The 18,201-nt window shown below is 43.4% G+C and carries 15 protein-coding genes and 1 pseudogene; 6 read left to right on the forward strand and 10 right to left on the reverse strand.

The window, feature by feature from the left end; genetic code table 11:
* Window positions 1-681 precede the first annotated feature (681 nt).
* Window positions 682-834 (forward strand): hypothetical protein, encoded by a 153-nt coding sequence (locus V7K67_RS33630; RefSeq protein ID WP_334707660.1) that lies wholly within the window; start codon window positions 682-684, stop codon window positions 832-834.
* A 264-nt stretch (window positions 835-1,098) separates the two neighbouring features.
* Here V7K67_RS33630 and murI read toward each other — a convergent pair whose 3' ends face one another.
* The 7 genes and pseudogenes from murI to V7K67_RS33665 form a co-directional block, all read right to left on the reverse strand.
* Entirely contained in the window at window positions 1,099-1,965 is an 867-nt protein-coding gene (gene murI, locus V7K67_RS33635) for a glutamate racemase (RefSeq protein WP_334732473.1), read from the reverse strand.
* A gap of 129 nt (window positions 1,966-2,094) precedes the next feature.
* Window positions 2,095-4,002, reverse strand: coding sequence for an N-acetylmuramoyl-L-alanine amidase (locus tag V7K67_RS33640; protein ID WP_334732472.1), 1,908 nt, complete (start codon window positions 4,000-4,002; stop codon window positions 2,095-2,097).
* A gap of 543 nt (window positions 4,003-4,545) precedes the next feature.
* Entirely contained in the window at window positions 4,546-6,426 is a 1,881-nt protein-coding gene (locus V7K67_RS33645; protein WP_334732471.1) for an N-acetylmuramoyl-L-alanine amidase, read from the reverse strand.
* Between the two features lie 387 nt (window positions 6,427-6,813).
* Window positions 6,814-7,737, reverse strand: a pseudogene (locus V7K67_RS33650) (RNA-guided endonuclease InsQ/TnpB family protein); the annotation flags it as partial.
* Between the two features lie 267 nt (window positions 7,738-8,004).
* The gene (locus V7K67_RS33655) at window positions 8,005-8,169 is read right to left on the reverse strand and encodes a hypothetical protein (RefSeq protein WP_335170269.1); all 165 of its coding nucleotides are present in this window, start codon (window positions 8,167-8,169) and stop codon (window positions 8,005-8,007) included.
* A 9-nt stretch (window positions 8,170-8,178) separates the two neighbouring features.
* Window positions 8,179-9,657 (reverse strand): cation:proton antiporter, encoded by a 1,479-nt coding sequence (locus V7K67_RS33660; protein WP_334707651.1) that lies wholly within the window; start codon window positions 9,655-9,657, stop codon window positions 8,179-8,181.
* Between the two features lie 113 nt (window positions 9,658-9,770).
* A complete protein-coding gene (locus V7K67_RS33665; protein ID WP_334732469.1) occupies window positions 9,771-9,956 on the reverse strand; it encodes a hypothetical protein in 186 nt (61 codons plus the stop codon).
* Window positions 9,957-10,018: 62 nt separating this feature from the next.
* On the opposite strand from V7K67_RS33665, the gene V7K67_RS33670 reads away from it, so the two are divergent.
* A complete protein-coding gene (locus tag V7K67_RS33670; RefSeq protein WP_334707649.1) occupies window positions 10,019-10,759 on the forward strand; it encodes an SIMPL domain-containing protein in 741 nt (246 codons plus the stop codon).
* 194 nt (window positions 10,760-10,953) lie between these two features.
* Here the strand turns inward: V7K67_RS33670 and V7K67_RS33675 are convergent, their stop codons facing one another.
* Window positions 10,954-11,316, reverse strand: a complete 363-nt coding sequence (locus tag V7K67_RS33675; protein ID WP_179065879.1) for a single-stranded DNA-binding protein — start codon at window positions 11,314-11,316, stop codon at window positions 10,954-10,956.
* A gap of 374 nt (window positions 11,317-11,690) precedes the next feature.
* Here V7K67_RS33675 and V7K67_RS33680 point away from each other — a divergent pair, with 374 nt between their 5' ends.
* From V7K67_RS33680 to V7K67_RS33695, 4 genes are all read left to right on the forward strand, one after another.
* On the forward strand, window positions 11,691-12,698 hold the full coding sequence (locus V7K67_RS33680; protein WP_179069148.1) for a rod shape-determining protein: 1,008 nt from the start codon (window positions 11,691-11,693) through the stop codon (window positions 12,696-12,698).
* A 102-nt stretch (window positions 12,699-12,800) separates the two neighbouring features.
* On the forward strand, window positions 12,801-13,595 hold the full coding sequence (gene mreC / locus V7K67_RS33685; protein ID WP_334707648.1) for a rod shape-determining protein MreC: 795 nt from the start codon (window positions 12,801-12,803) through the stop codon (window positions 13,593-13,595).
* Window positions 13,596-13,621: 26 nt separating this feature from the next.
* Window positions 13,622-14,239, forward strand: coding sequence for a rod shape-determining protein MreD (gene mreD / locus V7K67_RS33690; protein WP_334707647.1), 618 nt, complete (start codon window positions 13,622-13,624; stop codon window positions 14,237-14,239).
* Window positions 14,209-14,370, forward strand: a complete 162-nt coding sequence (locus V7K67_RS33695; protein WP_334707646.1) for a hypothetical protein — start codon at window positions 14,209-14,211, stop codon at window positions 14,368-14,370. Before mreD ends, V7K67_RS33695 begins: the two co-directional genes overlap by 31 nt.
* Window positions 14,371-14,393: 23 nt before the next feature.
* Here the strand turns inward: V7K67_RS33695 and V7K67_RS33700 are convergent, their stop codons facing one another.
* Together V7K67_RS33700 and glyQ are read right to left on the reverse strand one after the other, a co-directional pair.
* On the reverse strand, window positions 14,394-16,748 hold the full coding sequence (locus V7K67_RS33700; RefSeq protein ID WP_334732468.1) for a ComEC/Rec2 family competence protein: 2,355 nt from the start codon (window positions 16,746-16,748) through the stop codon (window positions 14,394-14,396).
* Window positions 16,749-17,094: 346 nt separating this feature from the next.
* Window positions 17,095-18,018 carry a glycine--tRNA ligase subunit alpha gene (gene glyQ / locus V7K67_RS33705; RefSeq protein ID WP_334707644.1) on the reverse strand — a complete coding sequence of 308 codons (924 nt, stop codon included), beginning with the start codon at window positions 18,016-18,018 and terminating at the stop codon, window positions 17,095-17,097.
* Window positions 18,019-18,201 lie beyond the last annotated feature (183 nt).

Genomic DNA, 18,201 nt, shown 5'->3' on the forward strand with positions numbered 1-18,201 from the left:
AATTTAAGCAATATTACTTATTGACAAAAGGAATATGACTTAAATTTGTCGCCAATGATTCAGGCTAAATTTCTCCAGATTGATGGTGTAGCTCTTCAAAAAATTTGAAATTTAGCAGCCGAATCGGCTCAAAATTCAGGGTCTTTGTGTTACGCTAAAGTATAGGAATTTTAAATTTTGTAAGATATTCACACGCAAAAAGTGAGTCAGCGAGTAGTTGATTCTACTGACTTAGCGTTGTGAGTCTAAAATAAATATTCGTCGGTGAGATTAAGGGAATAAATTCTTTAATTTTTCCTACGATACGCAAAACTCCTGGTTTGGAGCTATGTGATATCCCTATGGGAAGCCGCTACACGTCTTCAGCGCACGTTGAGCGCAAGCATTGCTCTTTTCACAGAAGTTTGAGCAAAAATAAAGCAGATCAAGTAGACCGCTGAGAATCGTAGTTTTAGATTGCTAAATGGCAAGCTAACTGCTGTGGGATCTATGGTCTGCAAGAAGTCGCATTAGATCATAAATTCTTTGTCCGTAGAGGATTTGATCTCTATAGGTAATTTTACTATATGAAACTACAGCCATCAAGAATGCACTTGGTTGGTTGAGGTTCTACTAATTTTATGGAATTTTATATTCGTTTAGAAGGGTGCTAGTAGAACAATGATTTACGGAAGTATGCCTATGATGATTTTTATTTTAGCGTCTGGATATTTGTTCACAGTCTACCTGTTATTAGCACTGGCGAAGCGAACGGGTACAAAGACTGTTCCGACAAGTTTTCCTTCATCTGCCGAAGGAAAACACAAGCAGGAGATATCAGTTAATAGTCATTAGCTCATTGGTCATTAGTCCTTGGTCATTTGTTTTGATTAAATGACTAAGGACTAATTAGTTTTATTGGGAAAGGCAGAGGGCAGGAGGGAATTCTGACTCGTGTCAAGAAGCTCGTGACCGTTCGCGCAGCGTCTCGAAGAGAAGGGAACAAGGGTTTAAGACCCCCACCAAATTTTCTTGTTTTGTGGCCTCAATTTAGGAGGGGTTTGAATCCCCTTCTAAATTGAACCTTCTGCCCTCAGCAAGACAGCATAGCTGCCTTCTTCAATGGAGTTGGGAAATAGCGATATCAGTGAAGGAAACCTCTTCAACCATTGGGGTGTAGCCTAGCCACTGGACTCCTGACTGAGAAAACTGTTGCGGACAACCGCTGACGGCGAAGCGAGTTGGTAATGGTAGATGAGTATTTCTTAAGCCTAACAGGTCTAGCTCTTGGGCACAAGCTGCCACAACATGAACAGCTGGATCAATTAATTGGACTTGAGAGGGGAGGAGCGATCGCAGTATTGGTGTCAGGTGGGGATAATGGGTACAGCCGTGAACTAAGGTATCAATTTCCTGCTCTAATAAAGGCTCCAGGTAAGCTCGTGCTACTTCGGCAGTGTAAGGGTCATGAATGCGGTTTTGCTCAATTAGTGGTACAAACTCTGGGCATCCAACTTGCCAGACTTGGACATCAGGAGCAATTTCAAGTATGGCGTGCTTATAAGCATTACTCTTGGCTGTAGCTGGAGTGGCAATTACACCAATACGCTTTCCTTGCTGCACCGCAGCTTTTGCACCTGGTAGAATCACTCCCAAAATGGGTATGCTGAATTCTTGGCGCACGGTTTCTAGGGCGAGGGCGGAACTGGTGTTGCAAGCCATAATTACCATTTTTACCTGCTGCTGTTGTAGCCAGGTAATAATTTCACGGGTAAATCGTAGAATTTCTGCTTGTGAACGAATTCCGTAAGGAAGTCTAGCTGTATCCCCAAAATAAATAATTGATTCATTGGGGAGTTGCCGATAGAGTTGTCGCAATACCGTCAGCCCACCAACACCACTGTCAAAGATGCCAATTGAGGCACGTTGGGGTTCTTGATCGGAAAAATCGTCAAGATTCCCTTCAAAAATGGAAGATGAATACACAGGCAGATATTAATTTAGGTTTTGGGATTTAAAATACAGAATTTAGCAGACAATCTCCAAATTGACCACTAAATTCTGCACGTCAAAGAAGTTCACATACCACCTCTTTAATTAGTAATCTGTAGTATATTACCTCTGCTGTAAGTATTTTAGAATGCCACGAGCGATCGCTTCTGCCATCCGATTTTGATATTCTGGTGTTCCCAATCTGGGATTATCCTCATAACCAGTCATATAGCCTGTTTCCACGAGAATAGCAGGTATGGAGTTTTTTCTGAGGACGTAGAATCTGGCTTTGCGGGTTCCCCGATCTTTGATAGTACCGATCTCCTGGAGGATGGTTTTACGAACTACTTCAGCCAGACCATAACCGCTATCGTAATAATATACTTCTAACCCATTGACATCAGGGCGATTATCAACGGAATTAGCGTGAATGCTGACAAACAAAGTCGCATTAGCTCGCTTGGTAATGTCTACCCGTCCCTGAAGTTCTACGAAAAAGTCAGCATCCCGCGTTAGCACCGCTTGTACACCATTTTGCTCTAAAATTGCTCCTACCCTTTTACCAATAGGCAGAATTACATTCTTTTCTAAAAGTCCACCCAAACCAGGGGCACCTGAGTCTTTTCCACCATGTCCTGGGTCAATAACTACTACCAATTTCCCTCTAGGAACGGAGGGGCGTGGCCGTGACTGGGAGATGGGACGAGGATTATCTGTGGGGTTTGGCAATTGACCTTGGTCTAGCGATGGCAGGGGAGGTAAACTAATGGACGGTGTGATACTGCTGCTACCAGAGCGTCGTAATTCTAAAGCTAAAAGCTCGTCGCCAATCTGGTTGAGTTCCCCAATTTGCACTCCGGCTGCTGGTTGAACCAAAACGCTGACAGTGTTGGATTCTTGTGGTTGTAGGCGTACTCGCAGGATAGGGCTATTAGGATTAAAAGTAGGGCCTGTTACCTTGGGAGCTAACTTAGCATTATTGATAGTGATGCGGAACAGACCAGATGATCTATCCCAGCCTCCTGTAGCAGATAAAGCTTGGTCGGCTCTAATCAGCAGTTGTGTGCCATTATTAGCCAGTTGCACAGACTGAATGGTAGCAGTTGAGTTGTTCCTAGATGATATGGGACGTTGATTGTTACTTCCAGGGAACTGGGCAACGCCACGACTGGGTAGAATCACAAAACCACCAACACTGCTAGTGGTTGCTCGCCAATTTTGACTATTTTCATCTACCTGTAAAGTCAGGCGAACAACAGATGGACTGGTTTGCAGTTGGGTAAACTGGATACGGCTGACACCATAGCGATTAATCGACAAATCCCGCTGCTCTAGATTTGGTGATAAAGTTGCGCCAGTAATGTCGATGTTGATTGCTTTTTGATCGTTGCTACGATTTACCTGAATCTGAGGATTGCCACCACTTGTAGCAATGAAAAAACCATCGCCTGTGACTTGTAATTTCTCAATTTGAGTAACCCTGGCAAGAAGGGGTCTGTTGTGAGGTGGATTAACAGAGTCAGTTCTCACCACGTTGTAAATATCCCTTTGGGGGAATCCTGGTGTAGATATTCTGGGTGAAGTTGCTGTGGCTATAGCTTGTTCTTGCTGCCCCTCAGTGTTTCTTGAGGGTGCATTTTCGGCTTCTGGCGTAGGTAATTGCACTGTCCAGCGATCGCCAGTTGTGGCGACAAATTGCACTCCCTTGGGGTCTAAAGTATAACCAGGAGTCAATTCTACGACTATGCGCGTTGTTTGTTCATCAAACTGCCCAACACGGATCGAACGAATTGCACCGCCCACCTGTTGGGTTAACTGCGGACGCCCAAATGTGGTTCCTGGCAAATCAATTACCAAACGAGTGGGGTTAAAAATTAATTGTGCCTGGGGTTGAACATTTCCTGAAGTATTAATTTCCAGCCTGTTTTGATTGGCATCAAAACGCCAAAATTCTAGTCTCGCGGCCATTGCGGGCGACGATAGCATGAAGATGGTTCCAATAGTACTGGATAGTAACCAGCGTAATTTCACAGTCTTTTCTCCTGATTCACATTTATGGGAGCCGTCAACATCTCAACATATTGGCAAATCCTCACACCGTCACCGCGCCCACTTGAGTTTTGCGCTGTTATTAAGACACAGCTAATGGCGTAAAATATAGCACGCTCCTCTGATTTTGCCATGCCATTAGCCTAGTACCGCAAGGCGGAAGTCAAAAGTCAAAAGTCAAAAGTCAAAAGAATTGTATTCCAAGGTCTTGCGCTATTTGAAATGGTATGTTTATTTCCGCCGTGCTGTACTAGATAAATTTGACTGCCAATTTGAGATTTTAGATTCCCGATTTTAGTTTTTTGCCAGACTAGCGCCCTGCTACACTCGCACCTGTTGTAGGTGATACCAATCCCAAATCTAAAATCCAAAATCTGTTGACATGCATTGCATCAGATGACAATAACAAAGAAGCTACTCCTATCCCGCCGCAAGAATACTTAAATTGTTTTACTACTAAATTGGATAAAAATGGTAAAGATGAGATTTACTTACTCAATAATTTAGAAATTTAGACTAAATCACTTATCTTCTCTTTAGATACTGAAGAACGCCACGAGCGATCGCTTCTGCCATCTGATTTTGGTAAGCTGAAGTTCTCAGCCTAGCCATATCCTCTCGACCAGTCATGTAACCCGTTTCCACGAGAATGGAGGGCATAGAACTTTTTCTGAGGACATAAAATCTGGCTCGCCGTACTCCCCTGTCTTTGAGAGTACCAATGCTTTGCAGAATACTACTACGGACAACGCGAGCTAGCTCCAATCCGCTGTCGTAATAATAGACTTCCAAGCCATTAACATCGGGACGACTCGCACCTGCTGAATTGGCATGTATGCTAACAAACACATCAGCATTCGCTCGCTCTGCTAATTGCACCCGTCCCGGAAGGGTAACAAAATAGTCAGAATCCCGCGTCATAATTACTTGTATGCCATGTTGCTGCAAAATCTCAGCAAGTCTTTTACCAATAGGCAAGATCACATCCTTTTCGCGTGCCCCCCCAATGCCAAGCGCTCCAGAGTCTTTACCACCATGTCCGGGGTCAATAATGACTACCACTCGCCCATTGGGAATGCGGCGCTGTGGTTGTGTTATGGGCTGGGGATTGGGATGATTTGGATCTGGGAATGGCCCCCGGTTTGGCGGCGGTAGCCCAGGTAAAGCAAAAGGTGGTCTTCCGGGAAGGGCAACAACTCGCCGAGAACCTTGGATTGGTAGAGCCAAAAGCTGATCGTCGATTTGCCTGGGTTGCCCAAGTTGCACTCCACTTGCTGGTTGAACTAAGACAACAACAGTGTTGGGTGCTTGGGGTTGCAGACGTACCCGAATAATCGGGCTATTAGCAGCAAAAGTAGGGCCTGTGACTCTGGGAGCTAACTTGGCATTGGTAATCGTAACGCGGAACAGACCAGAGGATCTATCCCAGGTTCCTGTTGCCGATAAAGGTTGGTTGCCTCTAATTAGCAGTTGTGTGCCATTATCAGCCAGTTGCACAGATTCAATTGTTGCAGGCGAGTTATTGGCAGACGATCTACTAGGAAAAGAAACGGCTTCTGACTGATTGTCGGAATTATTACTTCCAGATAATCTGACAACGCGATTAGGCAAAACTATCAAACCACCGCCGTTACTATTAGTTGCTCGCCAGTCTGGGCTATTTTTATCTACCCGCAAAGTCAGGCGGACACCAGGAGGTTGGGTTTGTAATGAGGTGAATTCGACACGGCTAATACCATGTTTGTTAACAGGTATATTATTCTGTTGCGCCAGATGTGGTGATAAAGATGCGCCAGAGATATCCACGAAAATAGTAGCGCGATCGCGGCTGCGAATTACTTGAATTCCAGGATTACCACCACTGGTACGAATGAACAAACCATCACCTGTTACTTGTAAATGCTCAATTTGAGTTGCCCCTCGTGTAGTAGTAGCAACCCTTGAAATACTGGGTTGAGGTTCAGAGTCTGGGGTAACTACACTGTAAGCACTTCTGGGAGATGAAGCGACTCTATCGACTTCTGGTCTAGGTAATTGCACCGTCCAGCGATCGCCAGTTGTACCAACAAATTGTACTCGTTTGGGGTCTAAAGTGTAACCAGGAGACAGTTCGATAACTATGCGTGTTGTATCTATATCAAACTGCCCAACACGGATCGAGCGAATTCCACCACCCACCTGTTGGGTTAGCTGCGGACGACCAAATGTAGTGCCTGGCAAATCAATTACCAGCCGAGTCGGGTTGAAAACTAGCTGTGCCTTGGGTTGAACTGTTCCTACAGTATTAATTTCTAGCCTGTTTTGATTAGCATCAAAGCGCCAAGATTCAAGTCTCGCGGCCATTGCTGGCGACGATAGCATGAAGATAGTTCCAATAGTGCTGGGTAGTAACCAGTGTAATTTCACAGTCCTTTCTCCTAATTCACGTTCATGGGAGTCGTCAATATCTCAACTCATTGGTAAATCATCACACCGTCACCACCTAAACTTGACCTCTGATGCCTTTTTTGATTTTTAAGCTGGTATTACAGCATTTTTCAACTAATTTAACGACACCACTTACTATGTCTCAGTCGTGATCTAAATACCTAAAAACTGTCCGAAGACACACTTAAATCAGTTATCAGGTTTCATATTGGGTATAAATCCCCATTATGAAACCTTCCACCTGTAGAGGTGGGGAAATCTGACCGAACAAGGCAAAAGTAAAAAGTTAAAAGGCACTCATAAAGAAAAATCAAAATGGTAACAAGCAACTAAATTTATTTATGGAACGAAATAAAAACATTTATTTCGACCGAAATACTCAACCCATTCTCGGAACTGAGTCCATGCTGCCTCATGTATCGACTTGGCGAGGTGTCTATTCCTCAGCATATTCCGCACCTTCAAATCCTCATACGCCACCAAATCGTTAAATTTGACTACGCACCTTGCCGTTTTAACAGCAAAGTCTTTACGTTGGCGACTTACTTTGAGGTGTTTACGCGCAAGTTTATTTCTAAACTTAGCTCTGTTTTTAGAACCAATATTTGTCTTAGACAACGCCCGTGAGAGCCGTTTCAAAGACTTCTCAGACTTACCCAGGTGTCGCGGATTGGCTTTCCTTTTACCTTCGCTATCGGTATAGAAATGGTTCAGTCCAACATCAATGCCAACCGTTTTACCTGTTGGATCACGTCTCTCAATCCGTTCTTGGTCAATGCAAAATTGGGCGTAATAGCCATCAGCACGACGCACAACCCGCACTCTTTTAAACTGCTTAAGTTGGTAGAAATGCAGGTCACGAGTTCCCCAGAGCTTGAAAGTTCCTGCTTTAAACCCATCCGAGAAAGTGATATACCTGCGGTCGTCAGAAAGTCGCCACCCACAAGTTTTGTACTCAACAGAACTGTGTGTTTGTTCTTTCTTGAACTTTGGGAAACCCTTCTTCCCAGGTTTGCTTTTCTTGCAGTTATCAAAAAATCGAGCGATTGCAGACCACGCTCTTTCAGCACTAGCTTGCCTTGCCATCGAGTTCAACTTAGATACCCAAGGAAACTCTGTATTAGCAGCAAGCACAGCACAGAATTTACTGAGGTAGTATCGCCCAACGCCGTTGTTATCCATCCAGTATCTAAGGCTTGCATTGCGAACAAAACGAGCAGTTCTAATTACTTCATCAAGCGCTCGATACTGCCCATTTTCCCCTTCTAATTTGGCCTCAAATACCAGCATATTTACGTCATGCACACTAGCATAAATTATAGGATAGAATTTGCGAAAAACTCAACTATTCCCTCTCCCTCACTGACTTTCAGTCAGTTATGGTAGGTGTTTGTCTCGTTTTTCGCCCTCGATTCATGAGGCAGCGCGTTGGGCGGCTCCGCTGACTTGAAGCGACTGCCGTCTCACCGCCAAATCACAGATTATGGCGGGAGCCTTCTCTCCGATTTAGGCGAATAAGTAACATTTTGAATGCTGGTAGAAATTATAATCAAACGATTATTCTACAATCACACGGGACGGAGATTTGGGGATAGAAGTTTCCATTGCACAATTGGGGGATGAGGGGGATGAGGGGGATGAGGGAGCAGGGAAATAATCAATGCCCAATTCCCAATGAATGCCCAATGCCCTATTCCCTATTCCCCATTCCCTATTCCCCATTCCCAATAATTAACGATCGCTAGATTCTGGGGTTACTTCCAAACTGCCGCTGTCATTTGATGCTGGCACCCTTGACTGAAGTGGTTCAATTACCAACGAAGTCCCAGAAGAACCGTCTAAAATTAGTTGCTCTGAGCCTGCCTCCACGGTTTTTGGATCTGGAAATACAAATCGTAACAAGGGAGGAGCTAAAAAGGTTGTCAAGATAACCATCATGATAATTGCTGCCCCTAATGGTTTCGAGAGAGCGCCACTGGCAGCACCAACACCAGCAAACACTAACCCAACCTCGCCTCTGGGAATCATCCCCACACCGATCGCTAAACGGTTGATTCCCGGTTGACCAAACACGCTTAAACCTGTGATCACTTTACCGAGAATGGCTACTGTAATCAGGAAAGTTGCCATAATTAGACCTTCCCGATTGTCGGGAATTGCTGGGTTTAACACTCCCAAATCGGTTTTTGCGCCAACAGTCACAAAGAAAATTGGCACCAATATATCGGCAATGGGAGAGACTTGTGTTTGCAATTCTTTCCGCTTATCTGTCTCTTCTAGGACTAAACCAGCTGCAAAAGCTCCCAGAATTGCTTCTAAGTGGATGACAGCAGCAAGATATGCCATCGCAAAAGCGAAGACCAATGCTGGTATTACAAGTCCACCGCGTGTTTTGAGTTGATCGGCGATCGCTACAAAGGATTTATTGAAAACGTTGCCTAGTAGGATTGCTCCCAAAATAAAACCAGTGGCGCTGATAATCAAATAAATCACTTTGCTGACATCCACCACACCATCTTTAGCTAAACTGGCAACTACCGCTAAAACGATGATTCCCAGTACGTCGTCAATTACGGCAGCACCCAAAATAATCTGCCCTTCTTTAGAATTGAGTCGCCCCAGTTCTGACAGCACTTTGGAAGTAATACCAATACTAGTGGCAGTCAAAGCCGCTCCGGCAAAAATTGCGGGTACAGCATCGATACCAAACAAAGTCATCAGTCCCACAGTACCAGCAGCAAAAGGTACTACTACCCCCACTACTGCTACGACACTAGCTTGGATACCAACTGCCATTAAGTCTTTTAAGTTCGACTCCAAGCCGATTTCAAACAGCAGAATGATCACACCCAATTCTGCCAAAACGGAAACGACCTCGGACTGGGCTGCATACACGGCTGGAGTGGCTTCAGGCGTTAAACCAGCAGTGGTTTGAAGGAAGGACATAATCAAAGAGCTAGAACTGCCTGTACCGCCTTCTGGAAACACCAAAAGGTGGAAAACAGAGATGCCAACTACCACACCACCGAGAAGTTCGCCTAAAACAGGTGGCAAACCCACTTGGTTTGATAACTCTCCACCAACTTTGCTGGCGAGGTAAACGACTACTAAGCTTAGTAGCACTGCTTCGACTACCATTGAACTGTCTGCGGCTTGTGTTGCGGTAGCCAGCAGAGGAAAAGAGAAGCTGATTGGATCTAACAAATGCATGGGTTCTGTGAAAATCCTTCTCTTTGATTCTGACGCGTTTCTGAAAAACATCCTATGAAGACGCAATCTGAATTCAAAATTAAAAATTCAAAAAGGTATACAACCTAAACATTTCATTGATTTGGAATAAGTAGTTGATTTACACCGTGTTGCACTAGTGTAATTTTTTTAGTTTCAAAAAATGTAACCATTTCAGCTTTTGACGATCGCAGTGTCAAAGTAAGAACATACAAATCGTATCTAGCGATCGCACTTGAGTTGTGAAAAACTTGTGGTGGCTGTTGGCTCTCAACAACCATCCGAAGATTGCTACATACATTTATTCAAAACATCTGTGGATACTTTGAGGAGTGCAAATATTATGACTAGAGCCACTTTACCCGGTTCTCAGTTTCCATCTGGAAACTTGTGGAAAATACTGCCTTTAGCAATGCTAGTATGTGCAACTTTTGTCCTACCTGCATTCGCACAAGAAAAAGATAAATTGTGGCGAACCCTTAGTGTCAGTGGTCGTGGAGTAGAAACAATTCCTACAACCTTGGCACAAGTCAGTTTAGGAGTAGAGATTCAGGGAAAAACAGCACAGGAGGTACAGCAAGAAGCCGCCCGGAGGTCATCTGCTGTAGTTGCGTTCTTAAAAAGCAAAAATGTTGAAAAATTACAAACTACTGGTATCCGGCTCAACCCAGTTTACAGCTATACCAATAATGTGCAGCAGATTACAGGCTATGCTGCCAATAACACCGTGAGTTTTAGAATTCCTACCGAACAAGCTGGGACATTATTGGATGATGCAGTGAAAGCTGGTGCAACACAAATTAACGGTATTAGTTTTGTTGCGAATGATGAAGCGATCGCAGCAGCTCAAAAGCAAGCCTTAAAAGAAGCTACTCAAGATGCCCGACAGCAAGCTGATGCCGTTTTCAGTGCCTTGGGTTTTAAATCCAAAGAAATCCTAAGCATTCAAGTTAATAATGCTAGTGCGCCACCACCACCCATGTTTTTACGTGCTGAGGCTGCCAAGTCAGCTGATGCTTCCACCCCTGTAATTGGTGGTGAACAGCAAGTAGAAGCATCGGTGACGCTGCAAATTAGTTATTAGTCATTAGTCATTGGTCATTTGTCCTTTGTCATTTGTAAAGGCAAAGGACTAATAATCAATGCCCAATTAAAAATGCCCAATGCCCAATAGACATCTCCAAAAATTAAAGATGCGTTACCCAGAACCCTTGTAGAGACGTAGCAGTGCTACGTCTCTACATTCTTTTTCGGAGATGTCTAATGCCCAATGTCCAATTAAAAATGTTCTGGAGACATATCTCCCGTTCCTCCGTCTCCATCTTGCCTAGAACCCAATAAGTCCACCTGATCTACTAGAATAACTGGTTTAGAGCGGCTAATTCCTGTTTGGCGATCGCTCCAAGCGTCAAACTTCAAGGAACCTTTAACGGCAATTTGTTTACCTTTTTGTACATAATTCTTGGCAAACTCTGCTGTCTTTCCCCATAGTTCCAACTCGAACCAGTCAGGTTGATCGCTGTTACGCGATCGCCTTTTTACTGCTAGTGTCAATCTACACTTCACACTACCAGACTCAAAATACTTAATCTCTGGGTCGCCGCCTACACGACCAATGAGGTTGACAACATTGATACTCATCACGTTACCTTTTAGTACAAACGTACTTAGCAAATTCTGACTTTCATCATAGCGAATTGTGAAAGACTTGAAAATAATGTGTTAAACAGTTAACAATATAATTGACTTGAAAAATTATACACACTATTTGGAGAAACACATAAAAATATACGGATATACTAATCTAACCAGATAATATCAAAAAATACGGGGCTTGAGACATAGTAAATATTCCTGGGAATCATATAAAAATATAGTCTAGTTGACTCAACTCAGGATACGAACTTTATCGAATCCGGCACAATTAACTCTTAACCGTTGTAGTCAAAAAGTATCGCACATAGGGGGCTTACAGACGCGTGGGTATTTTTAGGAACTTTCGCACATCATGGGATATGGGTATCGACCTCGGTACTGCAAACACTCTAGTTTATGTATCTGGTAAAGGTATTGTACTACAAGAACCTTCTGTAGTTGCGATCGATGTCAATGAAAAGGTAGCACTAGCAGTAGGAGAAGAAGCCAAAAAAATGCTCGGCCGCACACCTGGAAATGTGATTGCCCTCCGCCCTTTGCGGGATGGTGTAATCGCTGACTTTGATATAGCCGAGTTGATGCTCAAAAGCTTTATTCAGCGTGTAAATGAAGGTAAATCTTTAATTTTACCCCGAATTGTCATTGGTATTCCCAGTGGCGTCACAGGAGTAGAAAGGCGAGCTGTGATGGATGCAGCTCACCAAGCAGGAGCAAGAAAAGTGTATTTAATCGATGAACCTGTAGCCGCAGCTATTGGCGCAGGATTACCTGTTGCCGAACCCACTGGCAACATGATCATCGATATTGGTGGTGGTACAACAGAAGTTGCGGTACTGAGTCTTCAAGGTACAGTCATCAGCGAATCAGTTCGCATTGCTGGAGATGAATTAACTGATTCAATCATTCAGTATATTAAGAAAGTTCATAACTTAGTCATTGGTGAACGTACTGCCGAGGAAATCAAGATTCGCCTTGGTTCTGCCTATCCTACGAATGATGATAATGACGCAATGATGGAAGTCCGAGGTTTACACCTACTTTCTGGTCTACCGCGCACTGTAACAATCAAAGCCCCAGAAATCCGTGAAAGCATGTTAGAACCGCTATCAGTAATTATAGAAGCTGTGAAGCGGACACTGGAACGCACACCTCCAGAATTGGCAGCAGACATTATTGACAGAGGTATTATGTTAGCTGGCGGCGGTGCTTTGCTCAAAGGCATAGATACCCTAATTAGCCATGAAACAGGGATTATTACCCACATTGCTGCTGATCCTTTGAGCTGTGTTGTGCTGGGAACAGGTCGTGTGTTAGAAAACTTTAAACAGTTGGAACGAGTTGTTACCGAAAGCTCTCGCAATATGTAGCAAAAAAAAATATCAGACTTGAGTTCTATTTGAGTTCTATTTGGGTTCTATATAAATAGAATCCAAGTAGAACTTAATTTGTATAAGTATACAAAGGTATATATGGTGACAATACGGCGTTGGTGGGATCGTAAAGGGTTACAAATCGGCTTATTAGCTCTAGTGGTTGGTAGTGCTTGGATATTGCGACAGACTCAAGGTGAGTTGGTGCTTGAGACATACCAGGCAATTACCCGGCCGTTAGAGATGTTGCAGTCAGGGCCAACTCCAGAAGAACGTATCAGAGACGCCCGGATACTAGAATTGCAAACCCGTATAGTAGATTTGGAAAGTCAAAAGACAAAGCTACAAGATTTATTAGGCTATGTAGAAAAAGAGCCACTGGCATCACGGCCAATTCCAGCACGGGTGGTAGGACGTAGTGCCGACCAGTGGTGGCAACAAGTTACCCTGAATCGCGGTGCGAATGTAGGGATTCAGGAAGGCTTCATAGTCAAAGCAGAAGGCGGATTAGTGGGTTTGGTGGAGAGTGTAACTCCTAATACTAGCCGCGTGTTATTAATCAGTGACCTCAAGAGTCAAGTGGGTGTGTCAGTTAGCCGCACAGCAGCTAAAGGCGTTTTGCGAGGAGATTCTTCTGCCGAAGCAGTGCTGGAGTTTTATGAAAAAGTTCCAAACGTCAAGGTAGGAGATTTAGTTTCCACGTCTACCTATAGTCAGAAATTTCCCTCTGGTTTGGCGGTAGGACGAATCAAGTCGCTGGATTTAAAGAAACTTCCGGCATCAGTGGCGAAAATTGAGCTTTTTCCGCCAATCCGCTCTCTTGATTGGGTAGCTGTTTATCCCAAGCCAGAAAACCAAGAGTCGGCAAATCAAGTGCCGCAAAAGTCTAAGTAAATTCTTCCTTAAAAATCCATAGAAAAATGAAGATTCCTGCATTTGGTGGTAGCAGGCAGAAAAAGCCAAAATCGTCAAAGCGAAAATCGAAATTCCGAATCCAGCCGCTTGCTCGTTGGCATCCTGGTATACGCCAGTTGTTGGGTTGGATAGTGACGGTTGGATCTGTACTGTTATGTTTACTATTATTACCAACCCGATTCCCAGGTATGGAATTATTGGGAATTGGCCCTAACTGGCTATTAATTTGGGTGGTAGCTTGGAGTGTGAAGCGCACGGTGTTTGCCGGAGCATTGGCAGGTATAGTTCTAGGGTTGCTTCAAGATTCAATGACATCACCTAACCCTACTCATGCCCTCAGTTTAGGGATAGTGGGAGTTTTGACTGGTCTGCTCCAGAAACAGCGTTTTATCGAAGAAGATTTTATTTCGATTGCTGTAATTGTTTTTGTGATGGCAGTTTTAGCAGAAACTATCTTTGGGTTGCAATTAACTTTACTTGGCAATGAACGTAAGGTGACAGATATTTGGACATATTACCAGCGTGTCGCCCTTGCCTCTGCCATTCTGAGTAGTTTATGGGCACCGGTGGTTTATTATCCCCTGAATCTTTGGTGGCAGCGAATAAAATTGTTGGAGCAGTAGTAACCCAAGTTGCGGGTTATCAACTGGTGTGTGCTTGTAACTCCTCAATTTCTGCGATGCCTGCGGTGGACTACGCCTACGCCTATAATAAAGTTGTGCTGGCGTATAGCGTCACCGCACCTGAAAGTTGATTGAGGATTCATTTTTTATTTTTTCATAACAGAGAAGACTTGTTTTCTGTTGCTTCAATAAATGCCTCAAACTGATCATTAGGCGTCCATTGAATAGCCCCATCTCGTCCTGTAAAAAAAAATTTGGTTTGGCTTTGATTCAATTCAGATAAAGTTTTTAGATCAAAGTTAGCAGAAGAAGCGATCGCTACTTGTGGTTGCAGGGCAATAACTAAATCTTTCAAGGACTCAGGCGGACACCAAAGCACTTGTGGGTGAGGTAAACTTCCATTTTTAACTAGTTGTTGTACCTCTTTAGATTTAACATTACCTACTAATAACCAATTCTGATCTAAAATTTGCAATTGTAAGATAGGTAATTGGTCGTTGATTAATTTTGCTACTGTCGAACCAGCTTTCACAGATTGACCAACTGCCAAAGATTGATAAATTCCTTGATGTTTTTGTAGTTCCTGTTGAATTGCCTGAGTTGTAATTGAATCATCTGTTTTGGGAGAATATTCATAAAAATTATTGATTGGTAAACGTTGCATTAATTCAAACCAGGCATTACTTTCATTGCCTTGGAAATCAGTTGCAATCGCCCAATTGATTTGATTTACACCCTGTTGTTGTAAAAACGGTAGGATTGTGAAGCGTCCTGTACCTTCATCACCACTATTAATTACAGTTACAGTACCTCTATCTTGAACAACTACAATTGGTTCCGTACCAGATTCTAATACTGTTATCCTAAACAATGTATTTGTAGAATGCCAAAGAGGAATGAATACTAAACCAATCGCAATCACATTAGCAAACCACCACCGCCGCTGCCACCAAGGCACTAGCCAAACCAATATAATCAGTACATAAATTGCCAAAAGTTGCCAACTAGATATACTGCCCACAGCAACAGAATTTCCTGGCAACTTGCTAAAAAACTCCACTAGTTTAATTAGCCAATCAGTAGGGTAATGTAACACACCAGCCAGAAAGCTTCCGGCTTCAGTCCAAACTAAACCTACCAACGCACTGATGATTCCACCTATACTAATAATCGAAATTAATGGAGTACTAACCACATTCAGGAAAAAACTATAAGATGGTACAACTCCAAAGACAAAAAGTTGCACAGGTAAAGTCCAAATAGTGGCAGATAGAGGAACGGCAATTAAAGAAGCGATCGCAGGTGGTAGCCATGCTAGGCTATTGACTAATGGGGATACTGTAACAACTAATCCCAATGTTGCTAAAAAACTTAATTGAAAACCTAAATCCCAAATCCATAGAGGATTAAATACTAATAGCAGAGTTGCCGCTAATAGTAATGATCCAAACTGTTTTACCTTCCTTTTTAATAGCAAACCAACTAATGCCGCAAAACCCATAATTACGGCTCTGAGAACCGCAGGTTGAAAACCTGTTAAACTTAGAAAAATGATTAAAGCCAAAAAGCCAAGGGTAAATTGCGTTCCTTTTTTTGCCCGCCTCGTTAACTGCAAGATCACACTCAAAATCAAAGAAGTTTGGAACCCGGAAGCTGCCAAAGCATGAGCTAATCCGGCTTGCACAAACAAATCGCGGATATCGTAGGGTAAATCAACAGCTTTGCTACCTAAAACCATTGCACTGACAAGAGGCCCTTCTGGGACACCCAACCAACGAACTTGCGATCGCACAATTCGCTCCCGAATTTGCCACCACCCCCATTTCCGTTCCTGATCCAAAACATTTATTTGTCGCCCAATCAAACCAGCAAACGTTCCTTCTTGCTTGAGAAACTTCTGAAAATCAAAACCACCAGGATTGGAAGCCGCCTTTGGTTTGTACAAAATCCCAGTCACAGCAATTTCTTGACTAGGGTATAATCCAGTAGCCTGAAGTATAGGCACTGTCACATACAATTTGCCTGTAACCCCTTTTGGAACACCTGCTGAACCTTTATCATTTTTGACCTCATCTAGCTGAGTCGCTTCTAACCAAAATTGTCCCCGTTGACTGCGAGTCAAGCGGGGATTACTCGCCACTTTGCCGCGAACAATCACAAGTTGTTCTTGATTATTGCTATTTCCAGTCGGAACGAATTGACTAATATCTTTTGCACCTGGTTGCGGTACTCGCCATTGAAAATATAGAGTTGCCAATAATCCCACCAAGCCAGCAGCTAGCCATATTCGAGGATGGGGAGTAGTTTGCCAAGTGTTAGGCACTGTCTTATTTTTGCTTCCAGTATTTTCTGGTTTCTGAGCAAATTGCCGTAGCGTTGAGCGTCTTCTAAAAATAATTGCTCCCACTATCCCCACAACCAAAATCCACACACCACCCCAAGGAACTGCTGTAAACAGCAACCCAAAAATATAGCCAAGACAAATAATTACACCACTGGTTTGAATCATAAGATTTTTGTAAAAGCACCTGGCAACCGTAATTTGCAGCTGACTTAAATATAGATAGGGTAGCAATGTGGTGAAATATAGTCCATCAAGTTTATACAAACAAAGCCCGCACAGGCGGGCCTTATCCTTGTAGCTTTAATATTCTAGACTCAAGATTTAACGGGATTTCTGACCTTTAGCAACAGCCACATCTTAACAATTCAAAATTCAAAATTCAAAATTAAAGACATTTCAGACGGGGATTTAAACCCCGACTGAAATGGGTGCTACATGTAGATTGCAGGTTCTTAAACCCTTTAATTTACGATAAAAATATACCTAGTTTAAAGAATGCAAAATCAGAGGTTTAACCTGCGGAGGCAGGTTTTGTCTGTGTAGCCGCGACTTCTAGTCGCCCAGGCATGACTTCGAGCAACGGAAAACCCAACTTCTCCCTCTGCTCAACATATAAATGAGCCACCTTCCTAGCCAAATGCCGAATCCTGGCAATATAGCGAGTTCTCTCCGTCACTGAAATCACACCTCTAGCATCCAGCAGATTGAACGTGTGCGAACACTTCATTACATAATCTAAGCTAGGCAAGACCAATCCTCGCTCCGTCAATTGGGTAGCTTCCTGCTCATACAAATTAAATAGTGTCAGCAGCAACTCAGGATTGGACGCTTCAAAGTTGTATGTACACTGCTCAATCTCTCCCTGGAGGTAAACATCACCATAGGTAATGTTGTCCGTCCAATGAATCTTAGTAATTGCCTCTACTTGCTGGAGATACATTGTCAGCCGCTCTAAACCATAAGTAATCTCAATGGACACAGGACGGCAATCAATTCCTCCACACTGTTGAAAGTAGGTAAATTGAGTAATTTCCATCCCATCTAACCATACTTCCCATCCAGTGCCCCAAGCTCCCACCGTTGCATCTTCCCAGTTATCCTCTACAAACCGAATATCGTGGTCTTCAGGACGAATACCTAAAGCTCTTAACGAATCAAGATAAATCTCCTGGATATTATCTGGTGACGGCTTAATCAAAACTTGGTACTGATAATAGTGTTGGAAGCGGTTGGGGTTTTCGCCGTAGCGCCCATCCGTTGGGCGACGACACGGTTCAACATAGGCCACAGCCCAGGGTTCCGGCCCCAATGCCCTTAAAAAAGTCTGAGGATTCTTAGTACCAGCCCCCTTCTCAATATCGTAGGGCTGGGCAATAAGACAACCGCGATCGCCCCAAAACTGATGCAATAAGCCTATTACTGACTGAAAATTCACGCTTCCCCCTTCCCTACTTAACACAGTGCATAAACCATTGTTGCTTACAACCCAACACTGTAGCTAGTTTCAGGAAACATAAAAGCGTTCCCAAAATAATTTGGAAAAAGTAGTTGACACAATGAATTGTGTTCGCTATATTGAATAAGTGCCTGAAGCGAAGCGAACGAAAGCGACGCTAAA

It is taken from the genome of Nostoc sp. (assembly GCF_036917155.1).
Taxonomy (GTDB): Bacteria; Cyanobacteriota; Cyanobacteriia; order Cyanobacteriales; family Nostocaceae; genus Nostoc.

What these genes read in the sequence shown, in the direction of transcription:
- mreC (WP_334707648.1), top strand. Translation starts at nt 12,801, where the DNA reads ATGGTGACAATACGGCGTTGGTGGGATCGTAAAGGGTTACAAATCGGC.
- V7K67_RS33665 (WP_334732469.1), bottom strand. Translation starts at nt 9,956, where the DNA reads ATGGTTGTTGAGAGCCAACAGCCACCACAAGTTTTTCACAACTCAAGT.
- V7K67_RS33655 (WP_335170269.1), bottom strand. Translation starts at nt 8,169, where the DNA reads ATGGGGAATAGGGAATGGGGAATAGGGAATAGGGCATTGGGCATTCAT.
- V7K67_RS33675 (WP_179065879.1), bottom strand. Translation starts at nt 11,316, where the DNA reads ATGAGTATCAATGTTGTCAACCTCATTGGTCGTGTAGGCGGCGACCCA.
- V7K67_RS33670 (WP_334707649.1), top strand. Translation starts at nt 10,019, where the DNA reads ATGACTAGAGCCACTTTACCCGGTTCTCAGTTTCCATCTGGAAACTTG.
- V7K67_RS33630 (WP_334707660.1), top strand. Translation starts at nt 682, where the DNA reads ATGATGATTTTTATTTTAGCGTCTGGATATTTGTTCACAGTCTACCTG.
- V7K67_RS33680 (WP_179069148.1), top strand. Translation starts at nt 11,691, where the DNA reads ATGGGTATCGACCTCGGTACTGCAAACACTCTAGTTTATGTATCTGGT.
- V7K67_RS33660 (WP_334707651.1), bottom strand. Translation starts at nt 9,657, where the DNA reads ATGCATTTGTTAGATCCAATCAGCTTCTCTTTTCCTCTGCTGGCTACC.
- mreD (WP_334707647.1), top strand. Translation starts at nt 13,622, where the DNA reads ATGAAGATTCCTGCATTTGGTGGTAGCAGGCAGAAAAAGCCAAAATCG.
- V7K67_RS33700 (WP_334732468.1), bottom strand. Translation starts at nt 16,748, where the DNA reads ATGATTCAAACCAGTGGTGTAATTATTTGTCTTGGCTATATTTTTGGG.